The organism is Sulfitobacter pontiacus (assembly GCF_040790665.1).
GTDB classification, from domain to species: domain Bacteria; phylum Pseudomonadota; class Alphaproteobacteria; order Rhodobacterales; family Rhodobacteraceae; genus Sulfitobacter; species Sulfitobacter pontiacus.
This window is the reverse complement of record NZ_CP160849.1, coordinates 565,337-590,938: the sequence shown is the minus strand read 5'-3', so window position 1 is coordinate 590,938 and position 25,602 is coordinate 565,337. Positions and strand designations below refer to the sequence as shown.

24 protein-coding genes are annotated in these 25,602 nt (G+C 60.5%); 15 read left to right on the top strand and 9 right to left on the bottom strand.

Annotated elements, in window-relative coordinates:
* The first annotated feature begins 85 nt into the window (after window positions 1-85).
* The 3 genes from AB1495_RS02870 to AB1495_RS02860 all read left to right on the top strand — a co-directional run bounded on the left by AB1495_RS02870 (window position 86) and on the right by AB1495_RS02860 (window position 4,552).
* Complete coding sequence (locus tag AB1495_RS02870; RefSeq protein WP_074634724.1) at window positions 86-1,735, top strand: electron transfer flavoprotein-ubiquinone oxidoreductase; 1,650 nt, start codon at window positions 86-88, stop codon at window positions 1,733-1,735.
* A gap of 244 nt (window positions 1,736-1,979) precedes the next feature.
* Window positions 1,980-3,698, top strand: a complete 1,719-nt coding sequence (locus AB1495_RS02865) for a tetratricopeptide repeat protein (RefSeq protein WP_074634723.1) — start codon at window positions 1,980-1,982, stop codon at window positions 3,696-3,698.
* Complete coding sequence (locus tag AB1495_RS02860) at window positions 3,695-4,552, top strand: 4-(cytidine 5'-diphospho)-2-C-methyl-D-erythritol kinase (RefSeq protein ID WP_074634722.1); 858 nt, start codon at window positions 3,695-3,697, stop codon at window positions 4,550-4,552. The genes AB1495_RS02865 and AB1495_RS02860 overlap by 4 nt, the downstream gene beginning before the upstream one ends.
* A gap of 27 nt (window positions 4,553-4,579) precedes the next feature.
* Here AB1495_RS02860 and AB1495_RS02855 read toward each other — a convergent pair whose 3' ends face one another.
* The gene (locus tag AB1495_RS02855; RefSeq protein ID WP_074634721.1) at window positions 4,580-5,578 is read right to left on the bottom strand and encodes a polyprenyl synthetase family protein; all 999 of its coding nucleotides are present in this window, start codon (window positions 5,576-5,578) and stop codon (window positions 4,580-4,582) included.
* A 59-nt stretch (window positions 5,579-5,637) separates the two neighbouring features.
* Here AB1495_RS02855 and AB1495_RS02850 point away from each other — a divergent pair, with 59 nt between their 5' ends.
* The 3 genes from AB1495_RS02850 (at window position 5,638) to AB1495_RS02840 (ending at window position 6,891) form a co-directional block, all read left to right on the top strand.
* Window positions 5,638-5,859 (top strand): DUF2007 domain-containing protein, encoded by a 222-nt coding sequence (locus tag AB1495_RS02850; RefSeq protein ID WP_074634802.1) that lies wholly within the window; start codon window positions 5,638-5,640, stop codon window positions 5,857-5,859.
* Between the two features lie 5 nt (window positions 5,860-5,864).
* Window positions 5,865-6,614: a tRNA1(Val) (adenine(37)-N6)-methyltransferase gene (locus tag AB1495_RS02845; RefSeq protein ID WP_074634720.1), complete on the top strand. Its 750-nt coding sequence runs from the start codon at window positions 5,865-5,867 to the stop codon at window positions 6,612-6,614.
* Window positions 6,615-6,726: 112 nt separating this feature from the next.
* Complete coding sequence (locus tag AB1495_RS02840) at window positions 6,727-6,891, top strand: YdcH family protein (protein ID WP_005849604.1); 165 nt, start codon at window positions 6,727-6,729, stop codon at window positions 6,889-6,891.
* Between the two features lie 92 nt (window positions 6,892-6,983).
* On the opposite strand, the gene phbB is transcribed toward AB1495_RS02840, so the two are convergent.
* From phbB to AB1495_RS02825, 3 genes are all read right to left on the bottom strand, one after another.
* Window positions 6,984-7,706 carry an acetoacetyl-CoA reductase gene (gene phbB, locus AB1495_RS02835; RefSeq protein ID WP_005849603.1) on the bottom strand — a complete coding sequence of 241 codons (723 nt, stop codon included), beginning with the start codon at window positions 7,704-7,706 and terminating at the stop codon, window positions 6,984-6,986.
* A gap of 183 nt (window positions 7,707-7,889) precedes the next feature.
* Window positions 7,890-9,065, bottom strand: coding sequence for an acetyl-CoA C-acetyltransferase (locus AB1495_RS02830; protein ID WP_005849602.1), 1,176 nt, complete (start codon window positions 9,063-9,065; stop codon window positions 7,890-7,892).
* 121 nt (window positions 9,066-9,186) lie between these two features.
* Window positions 9,187-10,059 carry an EAL domain-containing protein gene (locus AB1495_RS02825; RefSeq protein ID WP_340287908.1) on the bottom strand — a complete coding sequence of 291 codons (873 nt, stop codon included), beginning with the start codon at window positions 10,057-10,059 and terminating at the stop codon, window positions 9,187-9,189.
* Between the two features lie 96 nt (window positions 10,060-10,155).
* On the opposite strand from AB1495_RS02825, the gene AB1495_RS02820 reads away from it, so the two are divergent.
* The gene (locus AB1495_RS02820) at window positions 10,156-10,743 is read left to right on the top strand and encodes a DNA-3-methyladenine glycosylase I (protein WP_367581976.1); all 588 of its coding nucleotides are present in this window, start codon (window positions 10,156-10,158) and stop codon (window positions 10,741-10,743) included.
* Between the two features lie 15 nt (window positions 10,744-10,758).
* Here the strand turns inward: AB1495_RS02820 and AB1495_RS02815 are convergent, their stop codons facing one another.
* Window positions 10,759-11,682, bottom strand: a complete 924-nt coding sequence (locus AB1495_RS02815; RefSeq protein WP_074634718.1) for a PleD family two-component system response regulator — start codon at window positions 11,680-11,682, stop codon at window positions 10,759-10,761.
* A gap of 486 nt (window positions 11,683-12,168) precedes the next feature.
* Between AB1495_RS02815 and rpsD the strand changes: the two genes are divergently transcribed.
* From rpsD to AB1495_RS02795, 4 genes are all read left to right on the top strand, one after another.
* Window positions 12,169-12,789 carry a 30S ribosomal protein S4 gene (gene rpsD, locus AB1495_RS02810; RefSeq protein WP_005849596.1) on the top strand — a complete coding sequence of 207 codons (621 nt, stop codon included), beginning with the start codon at window positions 12,169-12,171 and terminating at the stop codon, window positions 12,787-12,789.
* A gap of 167 nt (window positions 12,790-12,956) precedes the next feature.
* Window positions 12,957-14,039, top strand: a complete 1,083-nt coding sequence (gene hisC / locus AB1495_RS02805; protein WP_074634717.1) for a histidinol-phosphate transaminase — start codon at window positions 12,957-12,959, stop codon at window positions 14,037-14,039.
* Between the two features lies 1 nt (window position 14,040).
* Window positions 14,041-14,961 carry a prephenate/arogenate dehydrogenase family protein gene (locus AB1495_RS02800; RefSeq protein WP_074634716.1) on the top strand — a complete coding sequence of 307 codons (921 nt, stop codon included), beginning with the start codon at window positions 14,041-14,043 and terminating at the stop codon, window positions 14,959-14,961.
* Complete coding sequence (locus AB1495_RS02795; protein ID WP_074634715.1) at window positions 14,958-15,731, top strand: extensin family protein; 774 nt, start codon at window positions 14,958-14,960, stop codon at window positions 15,729-15,731. Before AB1495_RS02800 ends, AB1495_RS02795 begins: the two co-directional genes overlap by 4 nt.
* Window positions 15,732-15,742: 11 nt before the next feature.
* Here the strand turns inward: AB1495_RS02795 and AB1495_RS02790 are convergent, their stop codons facing one another.
* Window positions 15,743-16,765: a DUF2125 domain-containing protein gene (locus AB1495_RS02790; RefSeq protein ID WP_074634714.1), complete on the bottom strand. Its 1,023-nt coding sequence runs from the start codon at window positions 16,763-16,765 to the stop codon at window positions 15,743-15,745.
* Between the two features lie 70 nt (window positions 16,766-16,835).
* On the opposite strand from AB1495_RS02790, the gene AB1495_RS02785 reads away from it, so the two are divergent.
* From AB1495_RS02785 to AB1495_RS02775, 3 genes are all read left to right on the top strand, one after another.
* Window positions 16,836-17,366: a gamma-glutamylcyclotransferase gene (locus AB1495_RS02785; RefSeq protein WP_005849587.1), complete on the top strand. Its 531-nt coding sequence runs from the start codon at window positions 16,836-16,838 to the stop codon at window positions 17,364-17,366.
* A gap of 74 nt (window positions 17,367-17,440) precedes the next feature.
* The gene (locus AB1495_RS02780; protein ID WP_005849585.1) at window positions 17,441-18,643 is read left to right on the top strand and encodes a hypothetical protein; all 1,203 of its coding nucleotides are present in this window, start codon (window positions 17,441-17,443) and stop codon (window positions 18,641-18,643) included.
* A 2-nt stretch (window positions 18,644-18,645) separates the two neighbouring features.
* Entirely contained in the window at window positions 18,646-20,394 is a 1,749-nt protein-coding gene (locus AB1495_RS02775; RefSeq protein WP_074634713.1) for a peptidoglycan -binding protein, read from the top strand.
* 2 nt (window positions 20,395-20,396) lie between these two features.
* Here the strand turns inward: AB1495_RS02775 and AB1495_RS02770 are convergent, their stop codons facing one another.
* From AB1495_RS02770 to gloB, 3 genes are all read right to left on the bottom strand, one after another.
* Entirely contained in the window at window positions 20,397-21,365 is a 969-nt protein-coding gene (locus tag AB1495_RS02770) for a M23 family metallopeptidase (protein WP_074634712.1), read from the bottom strand.
* Window positions 21,362-23,683 (bottom strand): ATP-dependent Clp protease ATP-binding subunit ClpA, encoded by a 2,322-nt coding sequence (gene clpA, locus AB1495_RS02765; RefSeq protein ID WP_005849580.1) that lies wholly within the window; start codon window positions 23,681-23,683, stop codon window positions 21,362-21,364. Before clpA ends, AB1495_RS02770 begins: the two co-directional genes overlap by 4 nt.
* A gap of 175 nt (window positions 23,684-23,858) precedes the next feature.
* Window positions 23,859-24,626 carry a hydroxyacylglutathione hydrolase gene (gene gloB / locus AB1495_RS02760; protein ID WP_074634711.1) on the bottom strand — a complete coding sequence of 256 codons (768 nt, stop codon included), beginning with the start codon at window positions 24,624-24,626 and terminating at the stop codon, window positions 23,859-23,861.
* A gap of 151 nt (window positions 24,627-24,777) precedes the next feature.
* Between gloB and AB1495_RS02755 the strand changes: the two genes are divergently transcribed.
* Window positions 24,778-25,548, top strand: coding sequence for a methyltransferase domain-containing protein (locus AB1495_RS02755; RefSeq protein ID WP_005849577.1), 771 nt, complete (start codon window positions 24,778-24,780; stop codon window positions 25,546-25,548).
* Window positions 25,549-25,602 lie beyond the last annotated feature (54 nt).

Sequence of the window (25,602 nt, the reverse complement as noted above, 5' to 3'; positions counted from 1 at the left end):
TAATTTACGCTGTGTTGCGATTGCAATAGCGACCGTGCTGGTTTAGCGAAATCCAAACCGTTTTCTGCCCGAAGAGGAGCCCCAAATGGCCGAAGTTGAACGCGAAGCAATGGAATATGACGTCGTTATCGTCGGTGCGGGCCCTGCCGGTCTGTCCGCCGCGATCCGTCTGAAACAACTCGACGCCGACTGCAATGTGGTCGTGCTGGAAAAGGGCTCTGAGGTGGGGGCGCATATCCTGTCGGGTGCGGTTCTGGACCCGATCGGTCTGGACGCCCTGATGCCCGACTGGAAAGAAAAAGGCGCGCCGATCAAGACCAAGGTCGAGGAAGACAACTTTTACATGCTGGGCGAGGCGGGTAAAATCCGGGTGCCGAACTTCCCCATGCCACCGCTGATGAACAACCACGGGAACTACATCGTTTCCATGGCCAATGTCTGCCGCTGGATGGCAGAACAGGCCGAAGAGCTGGGGGTCGAGATTTTCCCCGGCATGGCGTGCTCCGAACTTGTTTATGGCGAAAATGGTGAGATCAAAGGCGTTGTGGCCGGTGAATTCGGCATCAGCGCCGATGGCACCAAGGGCGACGGCTATGAGCCCGGCATGGAACTGCACGGCAAATACGTCTTCCTGTCCGAAGGCGTGCGCGGCAGCCTGTCCAAGCAGGTGATCGCGAAATACGATCTGGACGCCGGTAAAGAGCCGCAGAAATACGGTCTTGGCATGAAAGAAATCTGGGAGATCGACCCCGCCAAGCACAAAGAGGGCACCGTGACCCACACGATGGGCTGGCCTTTGAACAGCAACGCGGGCGGCGGGTCGTTCATCTATCACATCGAAAACAACCAGGTGTACGTCGGTTTCGTTGTCCACCTTGGCTACAAAAACCCGCATGTCTTCCCCTACATGGAATTCCAGCGCTTCAAGCACCACCCGATGGTTGCTGAGCTGCTGAAAGGCGGCAAGCGCGTGGCCTACGGCGCGCGCGCCATCACCGAAGGCGGCTATCAGTCGATGCCCAAGATGGTCGCACCCGGTGTGGCGTTGCTGGGCTGTTCGGTGGGCATGGTCAACGTGCCGCGCATCAAGGGCAACCACAACGCGATGCTGTCGGGCAAAGCTGCCGCCGAAGCGGCCTATGACGCGATCCAGGCGGGCCGCGCCGGTGACGAGCTGACCGCCTACGAGGAAGATGTCCGCAGCGGCGAGATCGGGAAAGATCTAAAAAAAGTGCGCAACGTCAAACCGTTGTGGAGCAAATACGGCCTTGTGACCTCGCTCGCCGTGGGTGGGTTCGACATGTGGACCAATACCTTCGGCTTCTCGCTGCTGGGGACGCTGGGGCATGGTAAATCCGATGCTGAAGCGACCGAAAAGGCCGACAAGCACAAGAAGATCGACTACCCCAAGCCCGATGGCAAGCTCAGCTTTGACCGTCTGACCAACGTGGCGTTTTCATTCACCAACCACGACGAAAGCCAGCCCGCGCATTTGACGCTGAAGGATCCGTCGGTGCCGGTGAACATCAACCTGCCGGAATACGCTGGCCCCTCGGCGCGGTATTGCCCTGCCGGCGTGTATGAATTCGTCGAGGAAGACGGCAAGGACCCGCGCTTTGTCATCAACTTCCAGAACTGCGTGCACTGCAAGACCTGCGACATCAAGGATCCGACGCAGAATATCGTCTGGACCACGCCGCAGGGTGGGGATGGCCCGAACTATCCTAATATGTAAGCGTCGCTTACGGGCCTAATATGTAAGCGTCGCTTACGGGCCTAATATGTAAGCGTCGCTTGCGGGCCTAACGTGTAAGCATCACTTACTGGATGAAATCGATCAAAGGCGTGCTGCGGCGCGCCTTTTTTCATGCAAGGTTCCGCCGATAGAGGATAAGCGGGATGTCCCTTTGGATAGGCGGCATTGCGCTTGGTCGTGAACCTGTTAGCCTTGCGCGCAAATACAAATGAGGCGTGCCAGTATGATCCGTAACCTTCTGTTGACCGCAAGCGTTTTGGCGCTGACCGGAGCCGTTGCAATGCCCGTACAGGCGCAATCGGCGGCGGGGGCCTATCTTGCCGGTCGGCATGCTGCGGTGCGCAGTGATTTTGCGGAATCTGCCAAGTATTATGGCGAAGCGCTGGCGCTTGATCCTAAGAACCCCGAATTCCTTGAAAGCACGGTTCTGGCGCTGCTCTCGCTGGGGGATATCGACCGCGCCCTGCCTTTGGCGCGCATCATGGCCGCGTCGGACCAGCCCGGGCAGATCGCCTATCTGGTGACAACCGCTGGCATGGCGCAGGAAGAAAACTATGCGGGTCTGATCGAACAATCCGCAGACGAGGGCGGGATCGGCCCTTGGGTGGACGGTTTGGTCAAGGCTTGGGCGCATGTGGGCGTGGGCGACATGACCGCCGCCATCACCCAGTTCGACGATCTGAGCAAAGAAGCCGGCATGCAGGGGTTCGTGCTGTATCACAAGGCTTTGGCACTGGCGTCGGTCGGCGACTACGAAGGGGCGGAGGCGATCTTTGCTTCGAACCAAGCGGGATCGGCAGGGCAAACACGGCGCGGTGTGATCGCGCGGGCGGAAATCCTTGGCCAGCTCGGGCGAAATGAACAGGCGCTTGCGCTGCTGACCGATAGTTTCGGGGCCAGCAGCGACCCCGAGCTTGACGGGTTGGTCGCCGCCTTGCAGGGGGAGGGGCAGGTCGCCTTTACCCAGATCCCCGATGCCAAGGCAGGCATTGCCGAAGTCTTCTTTACCTTCGCGGCCGTGCTGCGCAATGAAAGTGCCGGTGACTACTATGTGCTGCTTTATTCGCGCATCGCGCGTTACCTGCGCCCCGATCATATCGACGATCTGCTACTGACCGCGGATCTGCTGGAAAACATCGGCCAGTACGAGCTTGCGATCGAGGAGCTGCAGGACGTACCCGCCGACAACCCCGCCTATCACGCAGCCGAGCTCGGGCGTGCGGCGGCGCTGCGACGGTCGAACAAACCGGAACAGGCGATCGAGGTTCTGCAACAGCTGACCCGCAGCCACGGCACATTGCCGTCGGTCCATTCCGCCTTGGGCGATGCGTTGCGTGCGCAGGACAACTTCAAGGCCGCAATCAAATCCTATGACCGCGCGATAGAGCTTACACCCGACAGCAATCCGCAACGCTGGGTGCTGTATTACGCGCGCGGCATTGCCGAAGAACGCTCTGGCAATGGCGAGGCGTCCGAACGGGATTTCCGCGTCGCTCTCGAGATCAACCCCGATCAGCCTCAGGTGCTGAACTACCTCGGCTATTCACTGGTCGAACAGGGGCGGAACCTGGACGAAGCGTTGAACATGATCGAACGCGCCGTCGCGGCGAGCCCTGACTCAGGCTATATCGTCGATTCACTGGGCTGGGTCTTGTACCGTTTGGGCCGCTACGAAGAGGCCGTCGACCAGATGGAAAGGGCCGTTGAACTGGTTGCCGTTGATCCGGTGGTCAACGACCATTTGGGCGACGTTTACTGGTCCGTTGGCCGTCAACGCGAGGCTGAATTCCAATGGCGTCGGGCGCTATCGTTTGTTGATCCCGAAGACAAAGACAGCGAGGCCGATCCCGTCCGCATGCGCCGCAAACTCGAGGTGGGGCTGGACGCGGTATTGGCCGAAGAAGGGGCCGAGCCGCTCAGCAAAGCCTCTGCCGAGAAATGACGACCCAAGGCGCTGCCCTCGGGGTTGCCAACGCGGGTTTCGCCTGGGCCAAGGTGAACCTGACCCTGCATGTCACGGGGCAGCGCAGCGATGGCTACCATCTGCTGGATAGTCTTGTGGTGCGCGCGGGCGTGGGCGACCGGATCGCGGTATCTCCCTCTGACCAGCTTGAGCTGTTTATCGATGGTCCCTATGGCGGTGCCGCCCCCCATGATGATCGCAACCTCGTGGTGCGTGCGGCAAGGCTGCTGGACGCGGGCGCGGGCAGGGGGGCGCGGTTGCATCTGACGAAAAACCTCCCCGCCGCGGCAGGGATCGGCGGAGGGTCGGCAGATGCAGCCACGGCGCTGCGCTTGCTCTCGGCGCATTGGGGGCTTCCGGTGCCCGAGGATGTGGCGCGACTGGGTGCCGATGTTCCGGTTTGCCTGCATGACACCCCCCAGCGGATGGAAGGGATTGGCGAGCGATTGACGCCCGCGCCCAAGCTGCCGCCCTGCTGGCTGGTGCTGATCAACCCGAATAAATCCGCCGCCACGCCCGAGGTCTTCTCGCGGCTCGAGTCCCGCGCCAACGCGCCCATGCCCAAAGAGCTGCCCGCATTCACCAGCGCACCTGCCTTCGCCGCCTGGCTGGCCACGCAGCGCAACGATCTGGAGGCACCGGCGATCCAGGTGGTGCCAGAGGTGGCAGAGTGTCTGGGCAGCCTACAGGACGCGCTGCTGGCGCGTATGTCAGGCTCTGGTGCGACCTGCTTTGGCCTTTACGAGACCGAGGCACTGGCGCAGCGCGCCGCCACGCGTATTGCCGCGGCACAGCCCGGCTGGTGGGTCACCGCCGCACCGATGCTGGGGTAGCTTCGACACGCCAAGGTGGGGTGACGATTAGCTGATACGCGCAACGACGTAATCGGCCAGATCGCGCAGCATCTGCGTCAGCTCGTGATCCGGCAGGGTGTTCAGCGCAGTCTTGGCCTGTTCCGCCCATGCCAGCGCCTCTGCCTTGGTTTCATCCAGAGTGCCATGTGCATTCAGCAGCGACAGAGCGTGTTCAAGATCGCCGTCTTCCTGCTTGCCCTTCTCGATGGTGCGGGTCCAGAAGGCACGTTCGGCCGCGTCGCCTTTGGCGATCGCCTTGATCACGGGCAGGGTCAGCTTACGCTCGCGGAAGTCATCACCGATGTTCTTGCCGGTGGCATTCGGGTCGCCTTGGTAGTCCAGCAGATCGTCGACAATCTGGAACGCGATCCCCAAGGCATCACCATAGTCAAACAGGGCATGAACCTGTGCGTCAGGGGCCGTGGCAATCACCCCGCCCACCTGCGTCGCTGCCGAAAACAACGCCGCCGTCTTCCCGCGCACGACCTGTAGGTAGATGCCTTCATCCGTGGCCAGATTCTGCGCGGCGGTCAGTTGCAACACCTCGCCCTCTGCAATCGTGGCGGAGGCATTGGCAAGGATCGCCAGCACGCGCATGTTATTCGTCTCGGTCATCAGCTGGAAGCTGCGCGCGAAAAGGTAATCGCCCACCAGCACCGAAGATTTGTTATCCCACAGCAAGTTGGCCGTCGGTCGCCCGCGACGCTGCGCGCTTTCATCGACCACATCGTCGTGCAGCAGGGTCGCGGTGTGAATGAATTCTACCGTGGCGGCAAGGTGCACGTGGTAGGGGCCGTCATAGCCGCACAGACGCGCCGCAGCGAGGGTCAGCATCGGGCGCAGCCGCTTGCCGCCTGCCTCTACCAGATGCGCCGTGACCTCGGGGATGCGCGGCGCATGTTCTGACGCCATGCGGTCGCGGATCAGATCGTTCACCGCGGTCATATCCGCGTTAAGATAGGCCGCCATCCGGTCATGTGGTTTCTGGGTGTTTTCGCTCGTCATTTACACGACCTTAATTGGAAGGCTCGACAATCAACGTCGATTGCCCTTACATCTCTGTTATGAAGGAACTTTTGCGCACAACCGATCCGACAATAATCGCCTTTGCCAGCGCCCTTCTTCAGGGCGAGGATATAGACTGCTTTCCGCTGGACGTAAACATGAGCGTGCTTGAAGGCGGGATCGGCATTTTCCCCCGCCGCTTGATGGTGCACGACGACGATTACACCGCCGCAACGCGGGTCCTGCGCGACAACGACATCCCCACCGGGTTGCCCAAATAACCGCTGTGGACGTCTTTGATCCCGACGCGCTCACGCGGGATGCGTTTCTGGGCGGCAAGCTGCATTTGTGGCAGCCGCGTAAAGGCTACCGTGCGGGCGTTGACCCTGTTTTATTGGCTGCAACGGTGCCGGCGCAGGCCGGTCAGCGCGTGCTAGAGCTGGGCTGCGGGGTAGGGGCGGCGTCGCTTTGTCTGGGCGCGCGGGTGCCGGGCTTGCAGCTGACAGGGGTCGAGATTCAGCCTGCCTATGCCGCGCTTGCACGGCGCAATAATCCAGCATTTGAAGTGGTTGAGGCCGACATTGATGCCATGCCGCTGGCCCTGCGGCAGCGACAATTTGACCACGTTCTTGCCAACCCGCCGTATTTTGATCGCCACGCCTCAGTCGCTGCGACGAACAGCGGTCGTGAAACCGCCTTGGGTGAAGCGACCCCTTTGGAAACCTGGGTCAAGATCGCGGCCAAACGCCTTGCCCCGAAAGGGCAGGCGCATTTTATCCATCGGGCGGAACGCCTGCCCGATCTGATCCGCGCGCTACCCCATGATATGGGCAGCATAGAGGTGCTGCCGATCGCACCGCGCATTGGTCGCATGGCTGAACTGGTCATCCTGCGTGCGCGCAAAAGCGGGCGGGGGGCGTTTCGCTTGAACGCGCCCCTTGTCATGCACGAAGGCGCACAACATTTGAGCGACGGCGACAGCTATGTGCCCGAAATACGAGCGGTCCTGCGCGAGGGCGCAGCGCTGCCATTCTAAGCAGCCTCTCGCCGATATCTCAACTTGTCGATAGTTTTGCTGCGCTGCCGCGTGACAGGTGGAATATTTCGTGCTTCAATCATTCTACGCAACATAACCTAAGGAGAGTTACATGGCTTTTGACGCACATCTGGATGCTCTGAAACGGAAGCATTTGGCAATGAGTGACGCTGTAGAACAGGCCCAACGATCGCCGAGTATGGACGGGCTAAAGGTTGCGAATATGAAAAAGGAAAAGCTGCGCTTGAAAGAGGAAATTACCCGGCTTTCCGCCTGATAGATTTCAATTCCGTTGGCGTGCCCATTGGTGGGCCGCCGACAAAAAGGCCAGCGCGAAATGCGCTGGCCTTTTGCGTTCAGGTAGGCCGTTTAGACCAGATGCTGTGCACCATTCGCGGTGATCGTGGACCCGTTGATAAAGCCCGCGTCATCACTGACTAGGAATACAACCGCGCGGGCGATTTCTTCGGGTTCGCCCAAGCGGCCGGTCGGGATTTGCGCCACGATAGAGTCGCGCACCTTCTCGGGCACCGCCATCACCATATCCGTCGCGATATAGCCGGGGCAGATCGCATTCGCGGTAATATTGGCGCGCGCGCCTTCCTGCGCGAGTGACTTCACAATGCCCAGATCGCCTGCTTTGGTCGCGGCATAGTTCACCTGGGCGAACTGACCTTTCTGCCCGTTGATCGAACTTATGACGACGATCCGACCGAACTTGCGTTCGCGCATGCCAGGCCAAACCGGGTGGATCGTATTGAAAACACCCGTCAAATTGGTGCCAACCACTTCGTTCCACTGGTCGGGCGTCATCTTGTGGAAAGGTGCGTCGCGGGTGATACCTGCGTTCGCTACGACCACGTCGATCGGGCCTAAATCTTCTTCGACTTTGGCAATCCCGGCTTTGGAATCGTCATAGTCGGCGACGTTCCACTTGTAGGTTTTGATGCCCGTGGTTTCTGTAAACTGCGCAGCTGCCTCGTCGTTCCCGGCATATGTTGCCGCGACGGTGTATCCTGCGTCTTTCAAAGCTGTGGAAATAGCCGCCCCGATCCCGCGGCTTCCCCCTGTTACAAGTGCAACACGTGACATAAATCTCTCCCCTTAAGGCAATGTTGTTTCGTTTGCCTTGTTAATTTCGCAATTTAATTACGTGGAGAATTTGTAGTCAGGCTTGAAATTCATTGCAACAGTTTACGCAGGGAAAAAGCAGATGTTTTTCGCGTGGCGCGCGTTCTTGCCGAACGCGCGCCACGCCTGATTGATTAAACAGCGTTATGGACGCTCAAGGCACATGGCCACGCCCATGCCGCCGCCGATGCACAGGGTCGCGAGCCCTTTTTTCGCGCCGCGTCGCTGCATCTCGAACAAAAGGGTGTTCAGGATGCGGGCACCGGAGGCACCGATGGGGTGGCCGATTGCGATGGCACCGCCGTTCACGTTCACGATCGATGGATCCCACCCCATGTCCTTGTTGACCGCGCAGGCCTGCGCCGCGAACGCTTCGTTGGCTTCGACAAGGTCTAGATCCTCGGCCTTCCAGCCCGCTTTCTCAAGCGCTTTACGCGATGCATAGATCGGGCCGGCACCCATGATCGTCGGGTCCAGGCCAACGGTCGCATAGGACGCGATGCGCGCCAAAGGTGTGATGCCGCGCTTTTCGGCGTTGTCTGCGGACATCAGCAATGCGCCAGCGGCGCCGTCGTTCAGGCCGGACGCATTGGCTGCGGTGACGGAACCGTCTTTGGTGAAGGCGGGGCGCAGTTTCTGCATCGCTTCCATCGTGGCACCGTGGCGGATGTATTCATCTTGATCGACAACCACCTCGCCCTTGCGGGTTTTGACGGTGAAAGGCACGATTTCGTCTTGGAATTTACCGGCCTTCTGGGCGGCTTCGGCTTTGTTCTGCGAGGCGACCGCGAATGCGTCTTGGGCGTCGCGACTGATATCCCATTTAGCGGCAACGTTTTCAGCTGTTTGGCCCATATGGTACCCGTGGAACGCATCCCACAGACCGTCGCGGATCATCGTATCGATAAGTTGCATGTCGCCCATTTTCTGACCCGGACGCAGATTTTGTGCGTGGGGGCTCATCGACATGTTTTCCTGACCACCGGCTGCCACAATATCGGCGTCGCCCAATTGGATGTGCTGCGCTGCCAAAGCGACCGCGCGTAGACCAGAGCCGCAGACCTGGTTGATCGACCATGCAGCACTTTCGATAGGCAGACCCGCGTTCACATGTGCCTGACGGGCAGGGTTTTGCCCCTGAGCGGCGGTCAGAACCTGACCCAGAATTGTTTCATTGACCTCGGAAGGGTCGATGCCTGCGCGGGCGACGATCTCTTTCAGCACCGCGGCGCCCAGATCGTGCGCTGGTGTATTTGCAAAGGATCCGCTGAAGCTGCCGACAGGCGTGCGCGCTGCGGATGCGATGACAACGTTGGTCATATGTGTTCTTCCCCTGAACTACTGACGTGGGGTAATATAATACGGCGTTTTCCCGTTCCCCCGTCTTCTATGGTTTGGACATATCCCATTGCTGCACATGCGGCAATCGCGCCATGTTCGCTTACGCATTTTTGCGCTCTTCCGGCGTGCTCTGCCAGTAGGGTTGGGTGGTTGGTGCGCCATACAGAAAGCCCTGTTGGCAATCGACCCCAAGCGCGAGAAGCAGGGATGCATCGTCTTGATTTTCCACCTGTTCGGCGACGGTAATCATGTCGAAGTTGCGGGCAATCGACACCATGATCGACACGATTGCACGATTGTCGGGGTGGTCGCTTACGCCGCGGGCGAACTGCCCGTCGATCTTCAGAATGTCAAAGAACATCTCTTTCAAATAGCGGATGGCGATGTAGTCAGAGCCAAAGTTATCCAATGCAAAGCAAACGCCCCGTGTCTGGAGCTGGTCCATAAAGCTGGCGACAAGCTCTGGCATCTGCATCGCCGATTTTTCGCTAATTTCTAGGATGAGACGTTCGCCAATGGTGCCGTCGCGCGACAGCCACCGGTTCAAAAGGGTCGTCCATCCCGCATACCCGATAGAGCGCGCGGACATGTTGATGGAAAGGCGTAACCCTTTGTTTTCGCTCAGCGCGGCAAGCCCCGCATTGAGCGATAGCACATCAATCTCGCGGCCAAGCTGGGTCTTCTCGACCACGGGCATGAATTCGCGGGCGGGAATGACGCGACCGGTGGGATCCAGAATGCGAATGAAACCTTCGTAAAAGGCGATTTTTGGGTCGTCCGCGTCCCGCATGACAGGCTGGTATGCCATCAATGTCTGATTATGCGCGACAGCAGCCCTGACCATGGCCAATGTGCTGCCGTCGCGTTGGGTCAGCGCGTAGTCGAGCGGGTTTTTCGTCCCCTCGGGCAGGTCGGCGAGCGGGTGTGGTGATATATCTTCCAAAGTGGCGCTTCCATTTATCGCTGTACTCATGTCACCTTGGCGCGGAAACTTGTAACGCCGGGTTAACGCGGCAATGCAGTACAAATTTTAGCCATCCGGCCAGATCCGTCGGAGAAGGGGATGTGGATGCAGCGGTGTGACTGGGCTGGGCCAGAGCAAATTTATCTGGATTATCATGACACTGACTGGGGTGTGCCGGAGTATGACAGCCGCGCGCTTTGGGAAAAACTGATCCTTGATGGCTTTCAGGCAGGGCTGAGTTGGATCACGATACTTAAAAAGCGAGAGAATTTCCGCGAGGCTTTTGCCGGTTTTGACCCTAATGTCATCGCTACATGGGGTGAAGCCGAGGTTGAACGCTTGCTCGCCAACCCCGGCATTATCCGCCACCGCGGAAAGATCGAGGCGGCGATTACAAATGCACGCGTTTGGCAAGAGATTGAAAAGAAGGAGGGATTTGATCGGTGCTTATGGAAATACGTGGGGTTCGAGCCACTGCAAAACCGGTTTGAGCGTCAGTCGGATGTTCCCGCATGGACGCCGCTTTCAAAGCAGATATCGGCTGATTTGAAAAAACGGGGGTTTAAGTTCTGCGGCCCGACAATCGTCTATGCGTTTATGGAGGCTGTGGGCATGGTGAATGACCATTTGACGTGCTGTCCCCGTCATCAGGCTGTGGCGCAAAGGCCCAAACACGACTGGGACGCCGGCTAGGCCGCTGTTACCGTGTTAGGCGGTAACGGTACTTAGGCGCTTTGCGAGTTGGTCAAGCATCACAATCGTGTCGCCGCTGGTCGAGAATGCCTTGGTGCGGCAGTAGTCGACGTTGACCACGATATCGCGATGACATGCTGCCTCTGGCGAGGTCTGGACCGCGCTCTTCACCACGTCAGCAATATTGAGCGTGGATTGCGTTTTAAGCGCGGGCGAGAGCGCGGCGAAGGTGCCGTTTGATCGATATGTCACGATAAGGTTCAGGCTGCTGAGCGCATCGGTCAACCTGCGTGCCAATCCGACAGAAAACTCGACGCGCTGGTCTTGCGGAACCTGCGCAAGCACATCCGCAAAGTTCTGCAGCACGATCACAGCGATCTGCATGCCGCCACCAAACTCGGATTGCATGCGCATAATGCAGTTTTCAAAGGCGTCCTGCGGGACAAGGCCGCTCTCGGAAAGCTCGGACGGCGACATTGGACGGTCGAGCGCGAGCTCTTTCAGAACGTCGAAATTCTCTTGGTTGGGGGATTCATGCGGGCGTTTCAGGTGCCGGACAAATTCGGCGTTGCGCATTTCCGCACCATGAATGCGTGCCTCAAGGTCGAAGAACTCGAACGGTTTGATGATATAGTCCCACGCGCCCGCCACGAAGGATTTCGCGATGCTTTCGCTGTTCTTTACCCCGGTGAGCATGATGATGGGCACGAATTCGTACCCGTCGATTTGTCGGATGTGGGGGATCAGCTCTACGCCGGACATTTCCGGCATCTGGATGTCGAGCAGTAGGCAGTCGAAAATAACCGGCGCGCTATGGATGACTTCAAGCGCCTCCTTGCCGGAGGCGGCCGTGCGGACATATTCGTGATCTTGCGTCCGAAGATATTCTTCTAGCAAATTGCGCAGATCTTGATTGTCCTCGACGGCCAAGATCCTCATGCGCGTGGTCTTTCGACGCGATGCACCACAACTGCGTTATGAGTTCCGATGAAGTGCATTGGATGCAAACAGTATCCGCCGCGATAGCCCATGTTATGCGTCACACTAGCCCCCTCAAACCGTTCAACACCTTGATGCTGCGTGACAATCGTTAACATTTCAACTTAAAAGTGCCCGCTTTAACTTTTTGTTAACGATTTTGGCGATTTTAAGGCAACGTTCGGCGGGTCACATGACGTAGGGCGGCGGAGCGTTCATCGAAATGCGCATTTTCGCGGACTTCCCGACCGCTACTGCCTAATTAGCTACGATTTGAGGCTAATTGGGCCAAGTTCGTGCATTGACTCCAACCCGCAGCACCGTATAAGCGCCGCTTGATTGGTGTTGGTGGACCCCGCAAGGGGAACCCTGTCAGGCTTCGGCCAGAGGACAACGCCCTTTACCGCCCGTCGCAATCCTGCGGGGGCCTCAAAAAGGAGAACAGCCGTGACTAAGCGTACAGCTGCCAAGCACAAAATTGACCGCCGTATGGGCGAAAACATCTGGGGCCGTCCTAAGTCCCCAGTGAACCGTCGTGAATACGGCCCCGGCCAGCACGGTCAGCGCCGCAAGGGCAAAATGTCCGACTTCGGCATTCAGCTGCGCGCCAAGCAGAAGCTGAAAGGCTACTACGGCGATCTGACCGAAAAGCAATTCCGCCGCATCTACGGCGAAGCCGAGCGTGTAAAAGGTGACACAGGTGAAAACCTGATCGGTCTGCTGGAGCGTCGTCTGGACGCCGTTGTATACCGCGCCAAATTCGTCGCGACCGTTTTCGCTGCGCGCCAGTTCGTGAACCACGGCCACGTCAAAGTGAACGGCAAGAAGGTTAACATTCCTTCCTACCGCGTCAAAGAAGGCGACGTGATCGAAGTGCGTGACCGTTCCAAGCAAATGGTTGCCCTGCTCGAAGCGACGCAACTGGCAGAGCGTGACGTGCCTGACTACATCGAGGCGGATCACTCCAAGATGACAGCGACATTTGTGCGCACCCCCGCTTTGGGCGACGTGCCATACCCTGTCATGATGGAACCGAACCTCGTGGTCGAATTCTACGCGAAGAACTAAGGTTCCTCGCATATCAATGCCGAAGGGGCCACGCTGGAAAGACCGGCGTGGCCCTTTTTGCGTTTGGTGACGCGCCTTTAGCGCGGGGCCATATGACGCTGGGACAAGATCGTAGTGGCGCTGGCGACGGCGCGCGTTTATGGTCCGCCCGACAGGAGACATGACAGATGACAACCGCTATTCGCCCGCAACCCGGCATTATGGACATCGCGCTGTATCAAGGCGGGGCGTCCCATGTGGCGGGGCTTGATAATGTGATCAAGCTCAGCTCGAACGAGAACCCGCTTGGCCCGTCCGACGCGGCCGTCAAAGCGTTCCGCGATGCGTCCTATGATCTGCATCGCTATCCGTCCTCTGATCATACCGCGCTGCGTCAGGCGATCGCGCAGGTGCACGGGCTGGACGCTGACCGCATTATTTGCGGGGCCGGCTCGGACGAGATCATCGCCTTTTTGTGCCAAGCGTTCTCGGGCGAGGGGACAGAGGTGCTGCACACGGTGCACGGCTTTGGCATGTACCGGATCTCCGCGCTGGCCAACGGCGCGACCCCGGTCGAGGTGCCCGAAAACGAACGGGTCACGGATGTGGACGCGCTGCTCGCGGGGTGCACCGACAAAACGCGGCTGGTGTTCATTGCGAACCCGAACAACCCCACCGGCACCATGATCGGGCTGAGCGAGATTGAACGTCTTGCCGCCGGTATCCCCAAACAGGCAATTCTGGTGCTCGACGGGGCCTATGCCGAATATGTCGAAGGCTATGACGGCGGCGCGGCTTTGGTCGATAGCCACGATAATATCGTGATGACGCGGACGTTCTCCAAGCTTTACGGTCTGGGCGGGCTGCGGATCGGTTGGGGCTATGCTCCGGCGCATATTATCGACGTGCTGAATCGTGTGCGCGGGCCGTTCAACCTGTCGCAGGCCGCGCTGAATGCCGCGACGGCGGCGATCAAGGATACCGGCTACGCCGCCCATTGCCGGAGCGAGAACGCCAAATGGCGCAATTGGATGGCTGATGCGCTGGCAGAGATCGGCGTGCCGTCTGATGTGTCTTGCGCGAACTTCATCCTCGCACGGTTCAAGTCGCAGGACGAGGCCGAGGCCTGTGATGAATACCTCAAGACCCAAGGGTTGATCGTGCGGCGCGTGGCGGGCTACCAGCTGCCGACCTGCTTGCGGATCACCGTGGGCGATGAAAGCGCATGCCGCCGCGTGGTGCATGCGATCCGACAGTTTAAAGGCGACTGATATGCCCGTAATTTATGAGAAAGTCGCGCTGATCGGCTTGGGGCTGATCGCCTCTTCGATGTTCTGGGCGATGAAGCGCGGCGGGCTTGCGGGCCATGTGTCGGGCTTTGCACGCAGCGCCGAAACCCGCGACACCGCCCGCGAGATTGGCCTGTGCGACGAGGTCTGCGATTCCATCGCCAAGACAGTGAAAGACGCGGATCTTGTGGTGCTTTGTGTACCCGTCGGCGTCATGGGGTCGGTCGCGGCCGAGATGGCCGGGCATCTCAAACCCGGCTGCACGGTGACGGATGTGGGGTCGGTCAAGGCGGATGTGATCGCGCAAGTGGGCCCACTGCTGCCCGACGGGGTGCATTTCATCCCGGCACACCCTTTGGCGGGGACCGAACACTCCGGCCCACGCAGCGGCTTTGCAGAGCTTTTTGACAACCGCTGGTGCCTGCTGGTGCCTGTGCCCGACACCAACGCCAATGCGGTCTCAAGGTTGCGGAACCTCTGGGATGGTATGGGTGCCAATGTCGAGGAAATGGATGCGGAGCATCACGATCTGGTGCTTGCAGTGACCAGCCACGCGCCGCACTTGATCGCGTATACGATGGTGGGCGTGGCCGATGATTTGCGCCGCGTGACCGATAGCGAAGTGATCAAATATTCCGCCGCGGGCTTTCGCGACTTTACCCGCATCGCGGCAAGCGATCCGACCATGTGGCGCGATGTGTTCCTGACCAACAAGGAGGCCACGCTCGAGATTCTGGGCCGCTTTACGGAAGAGCTTTTCGCATTGCAGCGCGCGATCCGTATGGGGGATGGCGATCATCTACATGATTACTTCACCCGTACCCGCGCGATCCGTCGCGGGATTATCGAAGCGGGGCAGGACACGGACGCGCCGAACTTTGGTCGCCAACCCGGCAATAAATGATCCGGACGGCGCTGATATACGCGCTGCTTTCCGGTGCCGCACTGGCCGGCCCCGATACCTCTTTGCGCCCGCCGGCTTTGGCCGGGGGGGCTGCGCTGACACCCCAAGGGTCGATTGCCACGCCGCCGCGCAATGCGGGGGCCAAACGCGCGATAGCGGCCACGGGCGGGATCGCCTCCTCGCTACGGCCCAGCCTGCGCAGCCGTAAGGCAGAGCAAGCGGCCAAGGCCAAACGCCGCCTGCTGGCCAAGGGCGCGGTATGCGGGGATATTTCCATTCAGGGCAAGGCGATCGGACGGGTGCAACCCAAGCTCAAGGGCTGCGGCGTCAGCGATGCGGTGCAGATCCAATCGGTGTCGGGCGTGCGGTTGAGCCAAGCAGCGGTGATGGACTGCAAGACTGCCAAAGCATTGAAAACATGGATTGATCAATCGGCAAAGCCCGCTTTTGCCGGTCAGGGTGGCCTGCGAGGGCTGCGTGTCGCCGCCCATTACGCCTGCCGGACGCGCAACAACCAGCCGGGTGGCAAGATATCAGAGCACGGGCGCGGGCGGGCGATCGATATCTCGGGTTTCCAGATGCACAGCGGAGCCGAGGTCAGTGTGTTGAAGGGCTGGAATGCCCCCGCGAGCCGTAAGGCCATGCGTCGGGTGCACAAGGGAGCCTGCGGGACCTTTGGCACGGTGCTTGGCCCGAAAGCGAACCGTTTCCATCTGGATCACTTTCATTTCGACACGGCGCGGTATCGCAAGGGGACCTATTGCCGTTGATTTAACGCAATTCAGCGCAAGATAATCTTGGGTGCTCGGCCCAAGGGGATGAAACCCATAGACATCTTTCCGTCCTTCACGGTGATGTCCAGATCCAGCGCATCGGTGTTCCCCGACATTTGCGCCAACCCCTTCAGCATTTGTTCCGCTTGGGGGCGGAAGTTGGGGGGGATGTATCCCGCGCTCTCGGCCATGGTCAGCATCGTCGGCCAGTCTTGTGCCGCGACCGACAATGTCCCTGTTGCCAGACCATCTTCGGCGACCGCAATTGTACCGCGCAGGGACAGGGCGATGTCGCCCCAGGCAAGCTTGGCATGACGCAGGTCGATCACGCGGGGCTGGGGGCGGGTCCGGCCAAGGGCCTTACGGTCCCACAGCCGGTCAAAGGTGATGGTCGCTTTGGCGGTGACGGTGTCAAACGCCTCTGCCCAATCGTCGGGCAGGCCGAACAGGCCGCGCAGTGCGGCACTGGGGGTGACGTTTTGCGCGTCCAGCGCCAGTTCATAGATCGGCTGGCCGACGGTCTGTTGCACAGCGCTGACGTTCAACCCGCGCCCCTCGACAGGGCCGGTGACGGGCAGGTCAAGCACCCAGGCCCCGCCGTCCAGCGTCAACCGGTCAAGCTGGCCGGAAACACTGGGGCGTAGGCGCAGATCGGTTGTCACGTCCTCGGCCGACAACATGGCGCGCAAGTTGGGGCCGGACAGGCCAAGTTCGATATAGGGCGAGGCTACGGTGACATATCCGGGCCAGTATGCGGGGGTAGAGATGTCGATGCGCTTTGCCGCGACGGCACTGGCGATCCCGCGCCCGGCACTTTGGGCCGGCGGGGTCAGGGTCACATCGGTCAGACGGGTTTGCAACCGTGAGGGGAAGCCCTGCTTTTTCATTTCGCCCACGTCTGCCTGCCATCCGGCTGCGCGGCGCGTTTCGATCAGTTTCGCGATGCCACGCTGCAATCCAGACGAGGCAGCGACCCACCATCCGCACCAAACCGCCGCCAGAACGACAATAACCAACACGACCTTGCCCATTTTACCCAACACCTTATTAACGCCTGCGATAGCGCAGCTTTAAACAAGCCAATGATAAAGGACCAGAGACATGGCAATGTGGGTGTTCGGTTACGGCAGCTTATTGTGGAAACCGGGGTTTGACGTCGCGGAAAGCGTGATCGGGCGGTTGCCCGGGTATGCGCGGTCGTTCTGCATGCGCTCCATCCACCACCGTGGCTCGGTCGAACGTCCGGGGCTTGTGCTGGCGCTGGATGCGGATACGGGCACGGCCTGCGATGGCATGGCGCTGCGCGTGGCACCGGGCACCGAAGAAGCGACGCTGGCCTATTTGCGCGAACGCGAGCTTGTGTCGTCGGCTTATGTAGAGAAAACGCTGGATGTGCAGCTAGAGGACGGGCGCACGGTTGCGGCCTTGGTCTATGTGATTGACGCGGAACATGACCAATACTGCGGCGGCTTGCCGCTGGAAGAGCAGGCGCAGATCATCTCGGGCGCGGTTGGCGGCATGGGGCCGAATACCGAATATCTGTTCAACACCGCAGCGCATCTGACGCAGATCGGGCTGCATGATCCGTCGCTGGCGTGGCTGCACGACCGCGTAAAGACTTTATGCGCATAAACCCGTGGCATAACCGTCGGGATTAAGTGTAGGCTGCGGCAACAGAAGCACAAAAGTGTCAGGAGCCACGAGGCATGGCGCAGTCAGATCGCGAATCCAAACCACAGTTTTCCCAGCCGGTGCGGCAGATCACGCTGATGCTGATCGCCCTCGGGTTGACCTGCATCGGGGCTTTTCTAGCGCTGCCAAGCGTTTTGCCTATTTTTGCGGCGAACCCCTATTTGAACGGGGTCATCATTGTCGTTTTCTTCATCGGTGTGATCGCCTGCTTTTATCAGGTGGTGCAGTTGATCGGCTCTGTGCGCTGGATCGAGAATTTTGCCTCTGACGCGCCCAATGCCGATGCCGTCGCCCCGCAACTGCTGGCACCGCTGGCATCGCTGCTGCGCACACGCGGCGCGCGGATGCAGGTGAACGCGACCTCTACCCGATCTATCCTGGATTCCGTCGCCACCCGCATCGACGAAGCGCGCGAGATCACGCGTTATATCGTCAACATGCTGATCTTCCTCGGGCTTCTGGGCACGTTCTACGGCTTGGCGACGACCGTACCGGCGGTGGTTGAAACCATCCGCAGCCTCGCCCCGCAAGAAGGGGATGGCAGCACCGATATGTTCGCGCGCCTGATGACAGGGCTGGAATCGCAGCTTGGCGGTATGGGGGTGGCGTTCGGGTCGTCCCTTTTGGGGCTGGCGGGATCGCTGGTGGTTGGCTTGCTTGAACTCTTTGCCGGTCACGGGCAGAACCGCTTTTATCAAGAGCTTGAAGATTGGCTCAGCTCGATCACCCGCGTTGGTTTTTCCTCGGGCGAGGACGGGGCGTCGGATCAAAACGCGGTGGCTGGTGTGCTGGATCACATGGCCGAACAGATGGACAGCCTGCGTCAGCTGATCGGACAATCGGCGGAAAGCCAGACCGCGCTGAACAGCAAGATCGGTGCGCTGGCCGCCACGATGGAGGAACTGTCAGCGCGGGCCGCACAGACCGATACGCCGGCCGAAAGCCTTGATCGGATCGCCAAAGGGCAGGAGCGCATGGTGGCCGTGCTTGAAGGGCAGGGTGAACACGAACGCGCGGATGCGGAAAGCCGGATGCGCCTGCGGTCGATCGACGTGCAGATGCTGCGTATTCTCGAAGAGATTTCAGCCGGACGGCAGGAGACGATGGCCGAGTTGCGCAAGGATATATCTTTGCTGGCCAAGGCGCTGTCGGCCCCGCGTGGCGCTGAGCCGCGCCGCTTGCGCACCCCTGACCGTACCGACACCGAGGGCAGCTGATCATGGCGCTTTCCCGACGCACTGGGGCACGGTTTCAGGGCTCGATCTGGCCGGGATTCGTGGATGCGATGACGGGTCTTTTGCTGGTGCTGATGTTCGTGTTGACCATCTTTATGGTGCTGCAAGCCGTACAGACCCAGCGGATCAACGGGCAAGAGAACGAACTGAATTCACTGTCGGGTGAAGTCGCGGCGCTGGCGCAAGCGCTTGGGATGGAACGGCAAACCACGGCCGAGCTTGAGGCAGAACTGGGGACGCTGAACACATCCCTCACCGCTGCCCGCGATCAGGCGGCAGAGCAGGCGGCGATGATCGCCTCCTTGACCGCGACACGCGATGCGCAGGCCGCACAGCTTGATGCGGCAGAGGCCAAGATCACCGGTTTCGAGGCGCAGGTGGCAAGCCTGTTGTCTCAGCGGGACGCGGCGGTCGCCCGTGGAGAGGCGCTTGAGACGCGACAAGAAGAACTGCTGAGCGCGCAAGAGGCGTTGAACCTTGCCTTGGCGCAGGCGCGGTCAGAGACGGACGCCCAGGCCGAAGCCGCCCGCCTTGCCGCCGCCCGCCGTGATGCGCTGACGGCGCTGGTGGATGATCTGCGGGCGCAAAATCAGGATGCGCAGGCCGCATTGGAAACCGCCGCCGCACAGAACGCCGCCGCGCTGTCAGAGGCCGAAGCCGCCCGTCTGGCCGAAGCTGCCGCCGCCGAACGCTTGCGCGAAAAGCTGGAAAATGCCGATGCAGAGCTGACCGCAATGACGCTGGCGCTAGAGACGCAGCGCCAAGAGGCCGAGGATACGCTGACCCTGCTGGCCGCCGCCCGCGCTGCCAAGGAAACGCTGGATGCAGAACTTGCCGCTGCGCTGGCGGAAACCGAAACTCTTGAAGCAACTCAGGCCGATCGGGCAGAGCTGCGCGCCAAACTGGCGGATGCGCTTGCGGCAAAGCTTGCCGCTGAGAACCGCGCCGAGGCAGAGCTGTCGGATGCAGAGAAACAGGCCGCTTTGCTGGATGCCGCCCGGTCCGAGCTGGCGCAGGAAGAAGCGGCGACTGCCGCCGCGCAGCGCCAAACAGAACTATTGAACCAGCAGGTCGCCGCCCTGCGCGGCCAGTTGGGGGAACTGCAATCCCTGCTGGATGATGCCGTCGCACGCGATGCCGCGAAGGAGGTGCAGTTGCAATCGTTGGGGTCAGATCTGAACACCGCCCTCGCACGGGTCGCCGCCGAAGAACGCCGCCGCGCCGAGCTTGAAGCGGCTGAACGTGCGCGGCTTGAGGCCGAGACAAAGAACCTTGAACAATACCGGTCCGAGTTCTTTGGCCGCTTGCGCGCGCTTTTGGGCAATCAGGAGGGTGTGCGCATCGAGGGGGACCGTTTCGTCTTCTCTTCCGAGGTGTTGTTCCCCCCGGGGGCCGCCACGCTGTCCGCCGATGGTCGCGGAGAGATCGCCAAGGTCGCCGGTATCCTGCGCAACATTGCGGCCGATATCCCGCCTGAAATCGACTGGGTCATTCGCGTAGACGGGCATACCGACAACCAGCCGCTGTCGGGGTTGGGCGAATTTGCGGATAACTGGGAGCTTAGTCAGGCGCGCGCCCTGTCGGTGGTCAAATATATGATCAACTTCCTCGGGATCGCACCGGAACGGCTGGCCGCGAACGGCTTTGGCCAATATCAGCCCGTTGCCAGTGGCAACACCGAAGCCGCCCGCGCACAAAACCGCCGGATCGAGCTGAAGCTGACCGAGAGGTAGCGCTACTTAACCTCGATTTCCGTGCTGCGTTGGCTGATGATCTGCAGGCCGCGGATCATCGTCACCGTGCCGGTATAGGTGCCCGCGGGCCAGTCCACGCGGCCACGTTTGCCGATGGCGCGAAAGGCTTGGGCCTGGGTTTTGGTCAGCGTCACATCATCCGCGATCACCATGCCGTCAGGGCCGGTGATGGACAGGTTCACGATGTCATCCGCCCGCGTGCCAAACATATAGCCCCAGACAACCAGCGCATCCGCATCCACGGGCAGGGACGCCGCCGCTGCCTCGCCTTGTTTGATGGCGTCATAGGCGGGGACCGCATCGGCAAAACCAATGCTGATCAGCCCACCGGCGCGGTAGTCGGGTCGTTCAGCCCATAGATTGCTATCACCGGGGGCGTCGCAGCTGGTGGTCCCATCGGGATCGAAGGGATCAACGACGGCCCCATCGTTGCGCACCGACAGATGCACATGGGGGAAGGCGGCCTTTCCCGACTGCCCGACAAAGCCGATGGTATCGCCCAAAGCGACCTCTTGCCCCCTGGTAACGCTGACCGAGCCTTGTTTGAGGTGGCAGTACTGGGTTTCCCAACCGTTCCCGTGGTCAAGCACGACGCCGTTGCCACATTCCTTACCATCAATACCGGCGGCGTTTTCTCTGGTATAGCCGCTGTCAGCCATACCGTCGCGCATACCGGTGACACGGCCTGCAGCGCTGGCAAGGACGGGGATGTTGTCGGCGATACGGGCCCGGCTGGACAGTGCGAAATCCGTGCCTTTGTGCCCGTCATAGCTTAACGCGGCACAGGTGAAATCCATCGCATCAGACGACGGATCGCTATCGACATACTGCTGGATGAAGCAGTCTGTGCCAAGGTCGCAGTCAAGGGGCCGGGAGATAAGAAAACCCTCTGCCAGCACGGGGCTGGCAAAGGGCAGGGCAAGCGCAAATACGGCGCTGCGTGGTATCATTCAGCTGTCAGCAACGGTGGCTTGTTGCCTGTCAGCTTGGGGTTTTCCGACCCGAGGATCGTCAGGTCCAGCTCGCCCTTCTTGACGTTGACCTTGACCACACCACCTTTCGCCAGCTTGCCGAACAGCAGCTCTTCGGCGAGGGGCTTTTTGATGTGCTCTTGGATGACGCGTCCAAGGGGGCGCGCACCCATTCGTGCATCATAGCCTTTGTCGCCCAGCCATTCGGCGGCTTTGGTGGACAGTTCAATCGTCACGTTGCGGTCCATCAGCTGAGCTTCAAGCTGCAGCACGAACTTCTCGACCACCCGCAAGATCACGTCTTTCGGCAGCGGCGCAAAGCTGATCACCGCGTCCAGACGGTTGCGGAATTCGGGCGTGAAGGTCCGTTCGATCGCGGCGGTATCCTCGCCGGTGCGACGGTCACGGCCAAAGCCGATCGCTTCCTTCGCCTGCTCGGACGCGCCTGCGTTCGACGTCATGATCAGCACGACATTGCGGAAATCCACTGTCCGGCCGTTATGGTCCGTCAGCTTGCCGTGATCCATCACCTGCAACAGGATGTTGTAGACGTCCGGGTGGGCTTTCTCCATCTCGTCGAGCAGCAGAACGCAGTGCGGGTGCTGGTCAACGCCATCGGTCAACATGCCGCCCTGATCAAACCCGACATAGCCGGGAGGGGCACCGATCAGGCGGGACACGGCGTGTTTCTCCATGTATTCAGACATGTCGAAACGCAGCAGTTCCACACCAAGCGTGTCGGCCAGCTGTTTCGCCACCTCGGTCTTACCCACACCTGTCGGCCCTGCGAACAGGTAGTTGCCGATGGGTTTTTCCGGCTCGCGCAGGCCGGCACGGGCCAGTTTGATCGCGGACGACAGGGCTTCGATCGCCTTGTCCTGACCGAAGACGACGCGTTTCAGCGATGCCTCAAGATCCTTGAGCACAATCACATCATCCTTGGATACGTTCTTGGGCGGGATGCGCGCGATCTTCGCCACCACGGCCTCGACTTCTTTGGTGCCGATGGTCTTGCGCCGTTTAGAGGCCGCCAGCAGATGCTGCGCCGCGCCCGCTTCGTCGATCACATCGATGGCGGAGTCAGGTAGTTTGCGGTCGTTGATATAGCGGTGCGCCAGTTCAACCGAGGTCCGGATCGCGTCAGAGGTATATTTGACCGAGTGGTGATCCTCGAAATAGGGTTTGATGCCCCGCAGGATTTTCACCGCATCCTCGACCGAAGGCTCGTTCACATCGATCTTTTGGAAACGACGCGCAAGGGCACGGTCTTTTTCGAAATGCTGGCGGAATTCCTTGTAGGTGGTCGACCCCATGGTGCGCAGCTTGCCGCCCGCAAGCGCGGGTTTCAGCAGGTTGGAGGCATCCATCGCGCCGCCGGATGTGGCACCGGCACCGATAACGGTGTGGATCTCGTCGATGAACAGGACGGCGTTGTCATGTTCTTCCAGCTCGGTCACGACGGCTTTCAGGCGTTCTTCGAAATCACCGCGGTAGCGGGTGCCGGCCAGCAACGCGCCCATGTCGAGCGAGTAGATCGTGGTTTCGGCCAAGACCTCGGGCGTTTCACCGGCAACGATCTTGCGCGCCAGCCCTTCGGCGATGGCGGTTTTCCCGACGCCGGGGTCACCTACCAGCAGCGGGTTGTTCTTGCGGCGGCGGCACAGCACCTGGATGCAGCGTTCCACCTCGTCCGACCGGCCGATCAGCGGGTCAACGTCGCCTTCGCGGGATTTCGCGTTCAGATCGACGGTGTATTTCGCCAGCGCGGATTCTTTCTTGTCGCCATCGGTGACGCCTTGGGCTTCTTCCTCGTGATCCGGCGCACCGGACACGGGGCGTGGTTCACCGAAAGCCGGATCCTTGGCGACGCCATGCGCGATGTAATTGACCGCATCATAGCGCGTCATATCCTGTTCTTGCAGGAAGTAGGCGGCGTTGCTTTCGCGTTCTGCAAAGATCGCGACCAGCACGTTCGCGCCGGTCACTTCGGTCCGACCAGAGGATTGCACATGGATCGCCGCACGCTGGATCACCCGCTGGAACGCTGCCGTTGGCACCGCTTCGGAGCCGTCAACATCGGTGACCAGATTGTTCAGGTCTTCATCGACAAATTCGACCAGCGTTTCGCGCAGTTCGGTCATATCGACGGAACAAGCTTTCATCACCTGCACGGCGTCGGGTTCGTCGATCAGGGCCAAAAGAAGATGTTCAAGCGTAGCGAATTCATGTTTGCGCGCATTGGCAAGGGCCAGCGCCGCGTGAATGGCTTGTTCTAGGGTAGACGAGAATGAAGGCACAGGCGTGCTCCTTTTCGATCTGTGTCGGAGGGGGCGTCAGAAACAGGACGCGCCGCAACCGAGCATGGCCTCATAGTATTAGAGTTTGGTTGATCACGGCGCAGCTTCAAGGTTTTTCTGCAATATCGCTGTCACATTTATCGTGAACGTCGATTTTAGACCATGATTGCGGCGGTCAGAAACGGTCTTTGCGCGCGCGAATTTCGGCAAACACATCGGTGTCGGTGGCGTTGACCATCCCCAGTTGCGCACGGATGCCCGGATCGGACGGGCGCAGGAAGGGGTTGGTTTCAAGTTCCGTTGAAAGCGTCGAGGGAACTGTCGGCTCGCCATCAGCACGGGCCTGATCGATCTCTCTTGCACGAGATATAAGTGCCGTGTTTTCCGGATCAACCGTCAGGGCGAATTTTGCGTTCGACTGCGTGTATTCGTGACCCGAACATACGGTGGTATCGGCGGGCAGGCGCATCAGCTTTTGCAGGCTGTCCCACATCTGCGCGGGCGTGCCTTCGAACAGGCGACCGCAACCAAGCGCCATCAGGCTGTCGGCGGTAAAGACGCATTTGGCCGCGGGGACGTGAAAGGCGATATGTCCGACCGTATGGCCCGACACGTCGATCACATCGACCGTATGCGCGCCGAAGCTGAAGGATTGCCCGTCGTCATAGGCCGCGTCCAGCGGGGGCAGGCGTTCGGCATCAGCCTTGGCACCGATCACGCGGGCAGGGTGGTCGGCAATCAGCGCGGGCACGCCCTGAATGTGGTCGGGGTGGTGATGGGTCAGCCAGATTTCTGTCAGCGTCCAGCCCAGCTCGTCCAGCTTGGCAGCGATCGGCGCGGCCTCGGGCACGTCGATCAAGGCGACCTTGCCGCTGGTCTGATCGCGTAGCAGGAAGGCGTAGTTGTCGGACAGGCAGGGGATGGTCACAAGATCAAAGGACATAGCAGCGGCTCCGGTCGGGGTTTCGGGGTGCGGATCACCACGCTAGCGCGGGCGGGGCGGTGCTGCAAACGGGTTTCGCGCAGTCCGCTCTTTTGCGGCGCGTGGCTTTGGTCTAGGGTCGGGGCGATCCACCCAACAAGGCCCTTTGTCCATGCACCTTGATGTCCAAGACCTGCGCAACTTTTACTATCGCAGTGCCCTTGGCCGCGCGGCGCAGCATTCCTTGCGTACCCGCATGCTTGAGCTTTGGCCCGAGGCCAAGGGGCAGACCGTTGTGGGCTTTGGTTTCGCTGCCCCCTTGCTGCGCCCCTATCTGGCGGATGCGCGGCGGGTGATGACGCTGATGCCGGGGCCGCAGGGGGTCATGCCTTGGCCTGCGGGCATGCCCAATACCTCTGTGCTGACCGAAGAAACGCTTTGGCCGATCGAAACCGGACATGTCGACCGGCTGGTTCTGATGCACGGGCTTGAAACGTCTGACCGGCAGGGCGACCTGCTGGAGGAATGCTGGCGCGTGTTGGGGCCGGGGGGCAGGGCGCTGTTCATCGTGCCCAACCGTGCAGGGTTCTGGGCGCGTAGCGATATCACGCCCTTCGGATATGGGCGGCCCTATTCGCTGGGGCAGCTCGAAACGCAACTGCGCAAACACCAGTTCCTGCCAGAGCGCCAGTTGGGTGCGCTGTATCTGATGCCCTCGACCAGACGGACGTTCCGGCGCGCGGGGCCGCTGTTTGAAAAGGTCGGGCGGCACATGCCGACGATCATGGCGGGCGGGGCGTTTATGGTCGAGGTGACCAAGCTGGTGTACCCGCCCAAGGGCAAGGTTGCACGCACGCCAGCGCGCCGGTCGATCCGCGTTCTGGAAGGGGTCGGCGCGGTGACGCCTTCGGCCGTTCAGGCGGTCCTGCCGCAGCCTATGTGACCCCCGCGCCACGGCGGCAAGAATCGCTGCCACACCCGAAATTGCCGGATGTCT

Coding starts and splice junctions, on each gene's coding strand:
- AB1495_RS02870 (WP_074634724.1), top strand. CDS start 86: ATGGCCGAAGTTGAACGCGAAGCAATGGAATATGACGTCGTTATCGTC.
- AB1495_RS02865 (WP_074634723.1), top strand. CDS start 1,980: ATGATCCGTAACCTTCTGTTGACCGCAAGCGTTTTGGCGCTGACCGGA.
- AB1495_RS02860 (WP_074634722.1), top strand. CDS start 3,695: ATGACGACCCAAGGCGCTGCCCTCGGGGTTGCCAACGCGGGTTTCGCC.
- AB1495_RS02855 (WP_074634721.1), bottom strand. CDS start 5,578: ATGACGAGCGAAAACACCCAGAAACCACATGACCGGATGGCGGCCTAT.
- AB1495_RS02850 (WP_074634802.1), top strand. CDS start 5,638: ATGAAGGAACTTTTGCGCACAACCGATCCGACAATAATCGCCTTTGCC.
- AB1495_RS02840 (WP_005849604.1), top strand. CDS start 6,727: ATGGCTTTTGACGCACATCTGGATGCTCTGAAACGGAAGCATTTGGCA.
- phbB (WP_005849603.1), bottom strand. CDS start 7,706: ATGTCACGTGTTGCACTTGTAACAGGGGGAAGCCGCGGGATCGGGGCG.
- AB1495_RS02830 (WP_005849602.1), bottom strand. CDS start 9,065: ATGACCAACGTTGTCATCGCATCCGCAGCGCGCACGCCTGTCGGCAGC.
- AB1495_RS02825 (WP_340287908.1), bottom strand. CDS start 10,059: ATGAGTACAGCGATAAATGGAAGCGCCACTTTGGAAGATATATCACCA.
- AB1495_RS02820 (WP_367581976.1), top strand. CDS start 10,156: ATGCAGCGGTGTGACTGGGCTGGGCCAGAGCAAATTTATCTGGATTAT.
- AB1495_RS02815 (WP_074634718.1), bottom strand. CDS start 11,682: ATGAGGATCTTGGCCGTCGAGGACAATCAAGATCTGCGCAATTTGCTA.
- hisC (WP_074634717.1), top strand. CDS start 12,957: ATGACAACCGCTATTCGCCCGCAACCCGGCATTATGGACATCGCGCTG.
- AB1495_RS02800 (WP_074634716.1), top strand. CDS start 14,041: ATGCCCGTAATTTATGAGAAAGTCGCGCTGATCGGCTTGGGGCTGATC.
- AB1495_RS02795 (WP_074634715.1), top strand. CDS start 14,958: ATGATCCGGACGGCGCTGATATACGCGCTGCTTTCCGGTGCCGCACTG.
- AB1495_RS02790 (WP_074634714.1), bottom strand. CDS start 16,765: ATGGGCAAGGTCGTGTTGGTTATTGTCGTTCTGGCGGCGGTTTGGTGC.
- AB1495_RS02785 (WP_005849587.1), top strand. CDS start 16,836: ATGGCAATGTGGGTGTTCGGTTACGGCAGCTTATTGTGGAAACCGGGG.
- AB1495_RS02780 (WP_005849585.1), top strand. CDS start 17,441: ATGGCGCAGTCAGATCGCGAATCCAAACCACAGTTTTCCCAGCCGGTG.
- AB1495_RS02775 (WP_074634713.1), top strand. CDS start 18,646: ATGGCGCTTTCCCGACGCACTGGGGCACGGTTTCAGGGCTCGATCTGG.
- AB1495_RS02770 (WP_074634712.1), bottom strand. CDS start 21,365: ATGATACCACGCAGCGCCGTATTTGCGCTTGCCCTGCCCTTTGCCAGC.
- gloB (WP_074634711.1), bottom strand. CDS start 24,626: ATGTCCTTTGATCTTGTGACCATCCCCTGCCTGTCCGACAACTACGCC.
- AB1495_RS02755 (WP_005849577.1), top strand. CDS start 24,778: ATGCACCTTGATGTCCAAGACCTGCGCAACTTTTACTATCGCAGTGCC.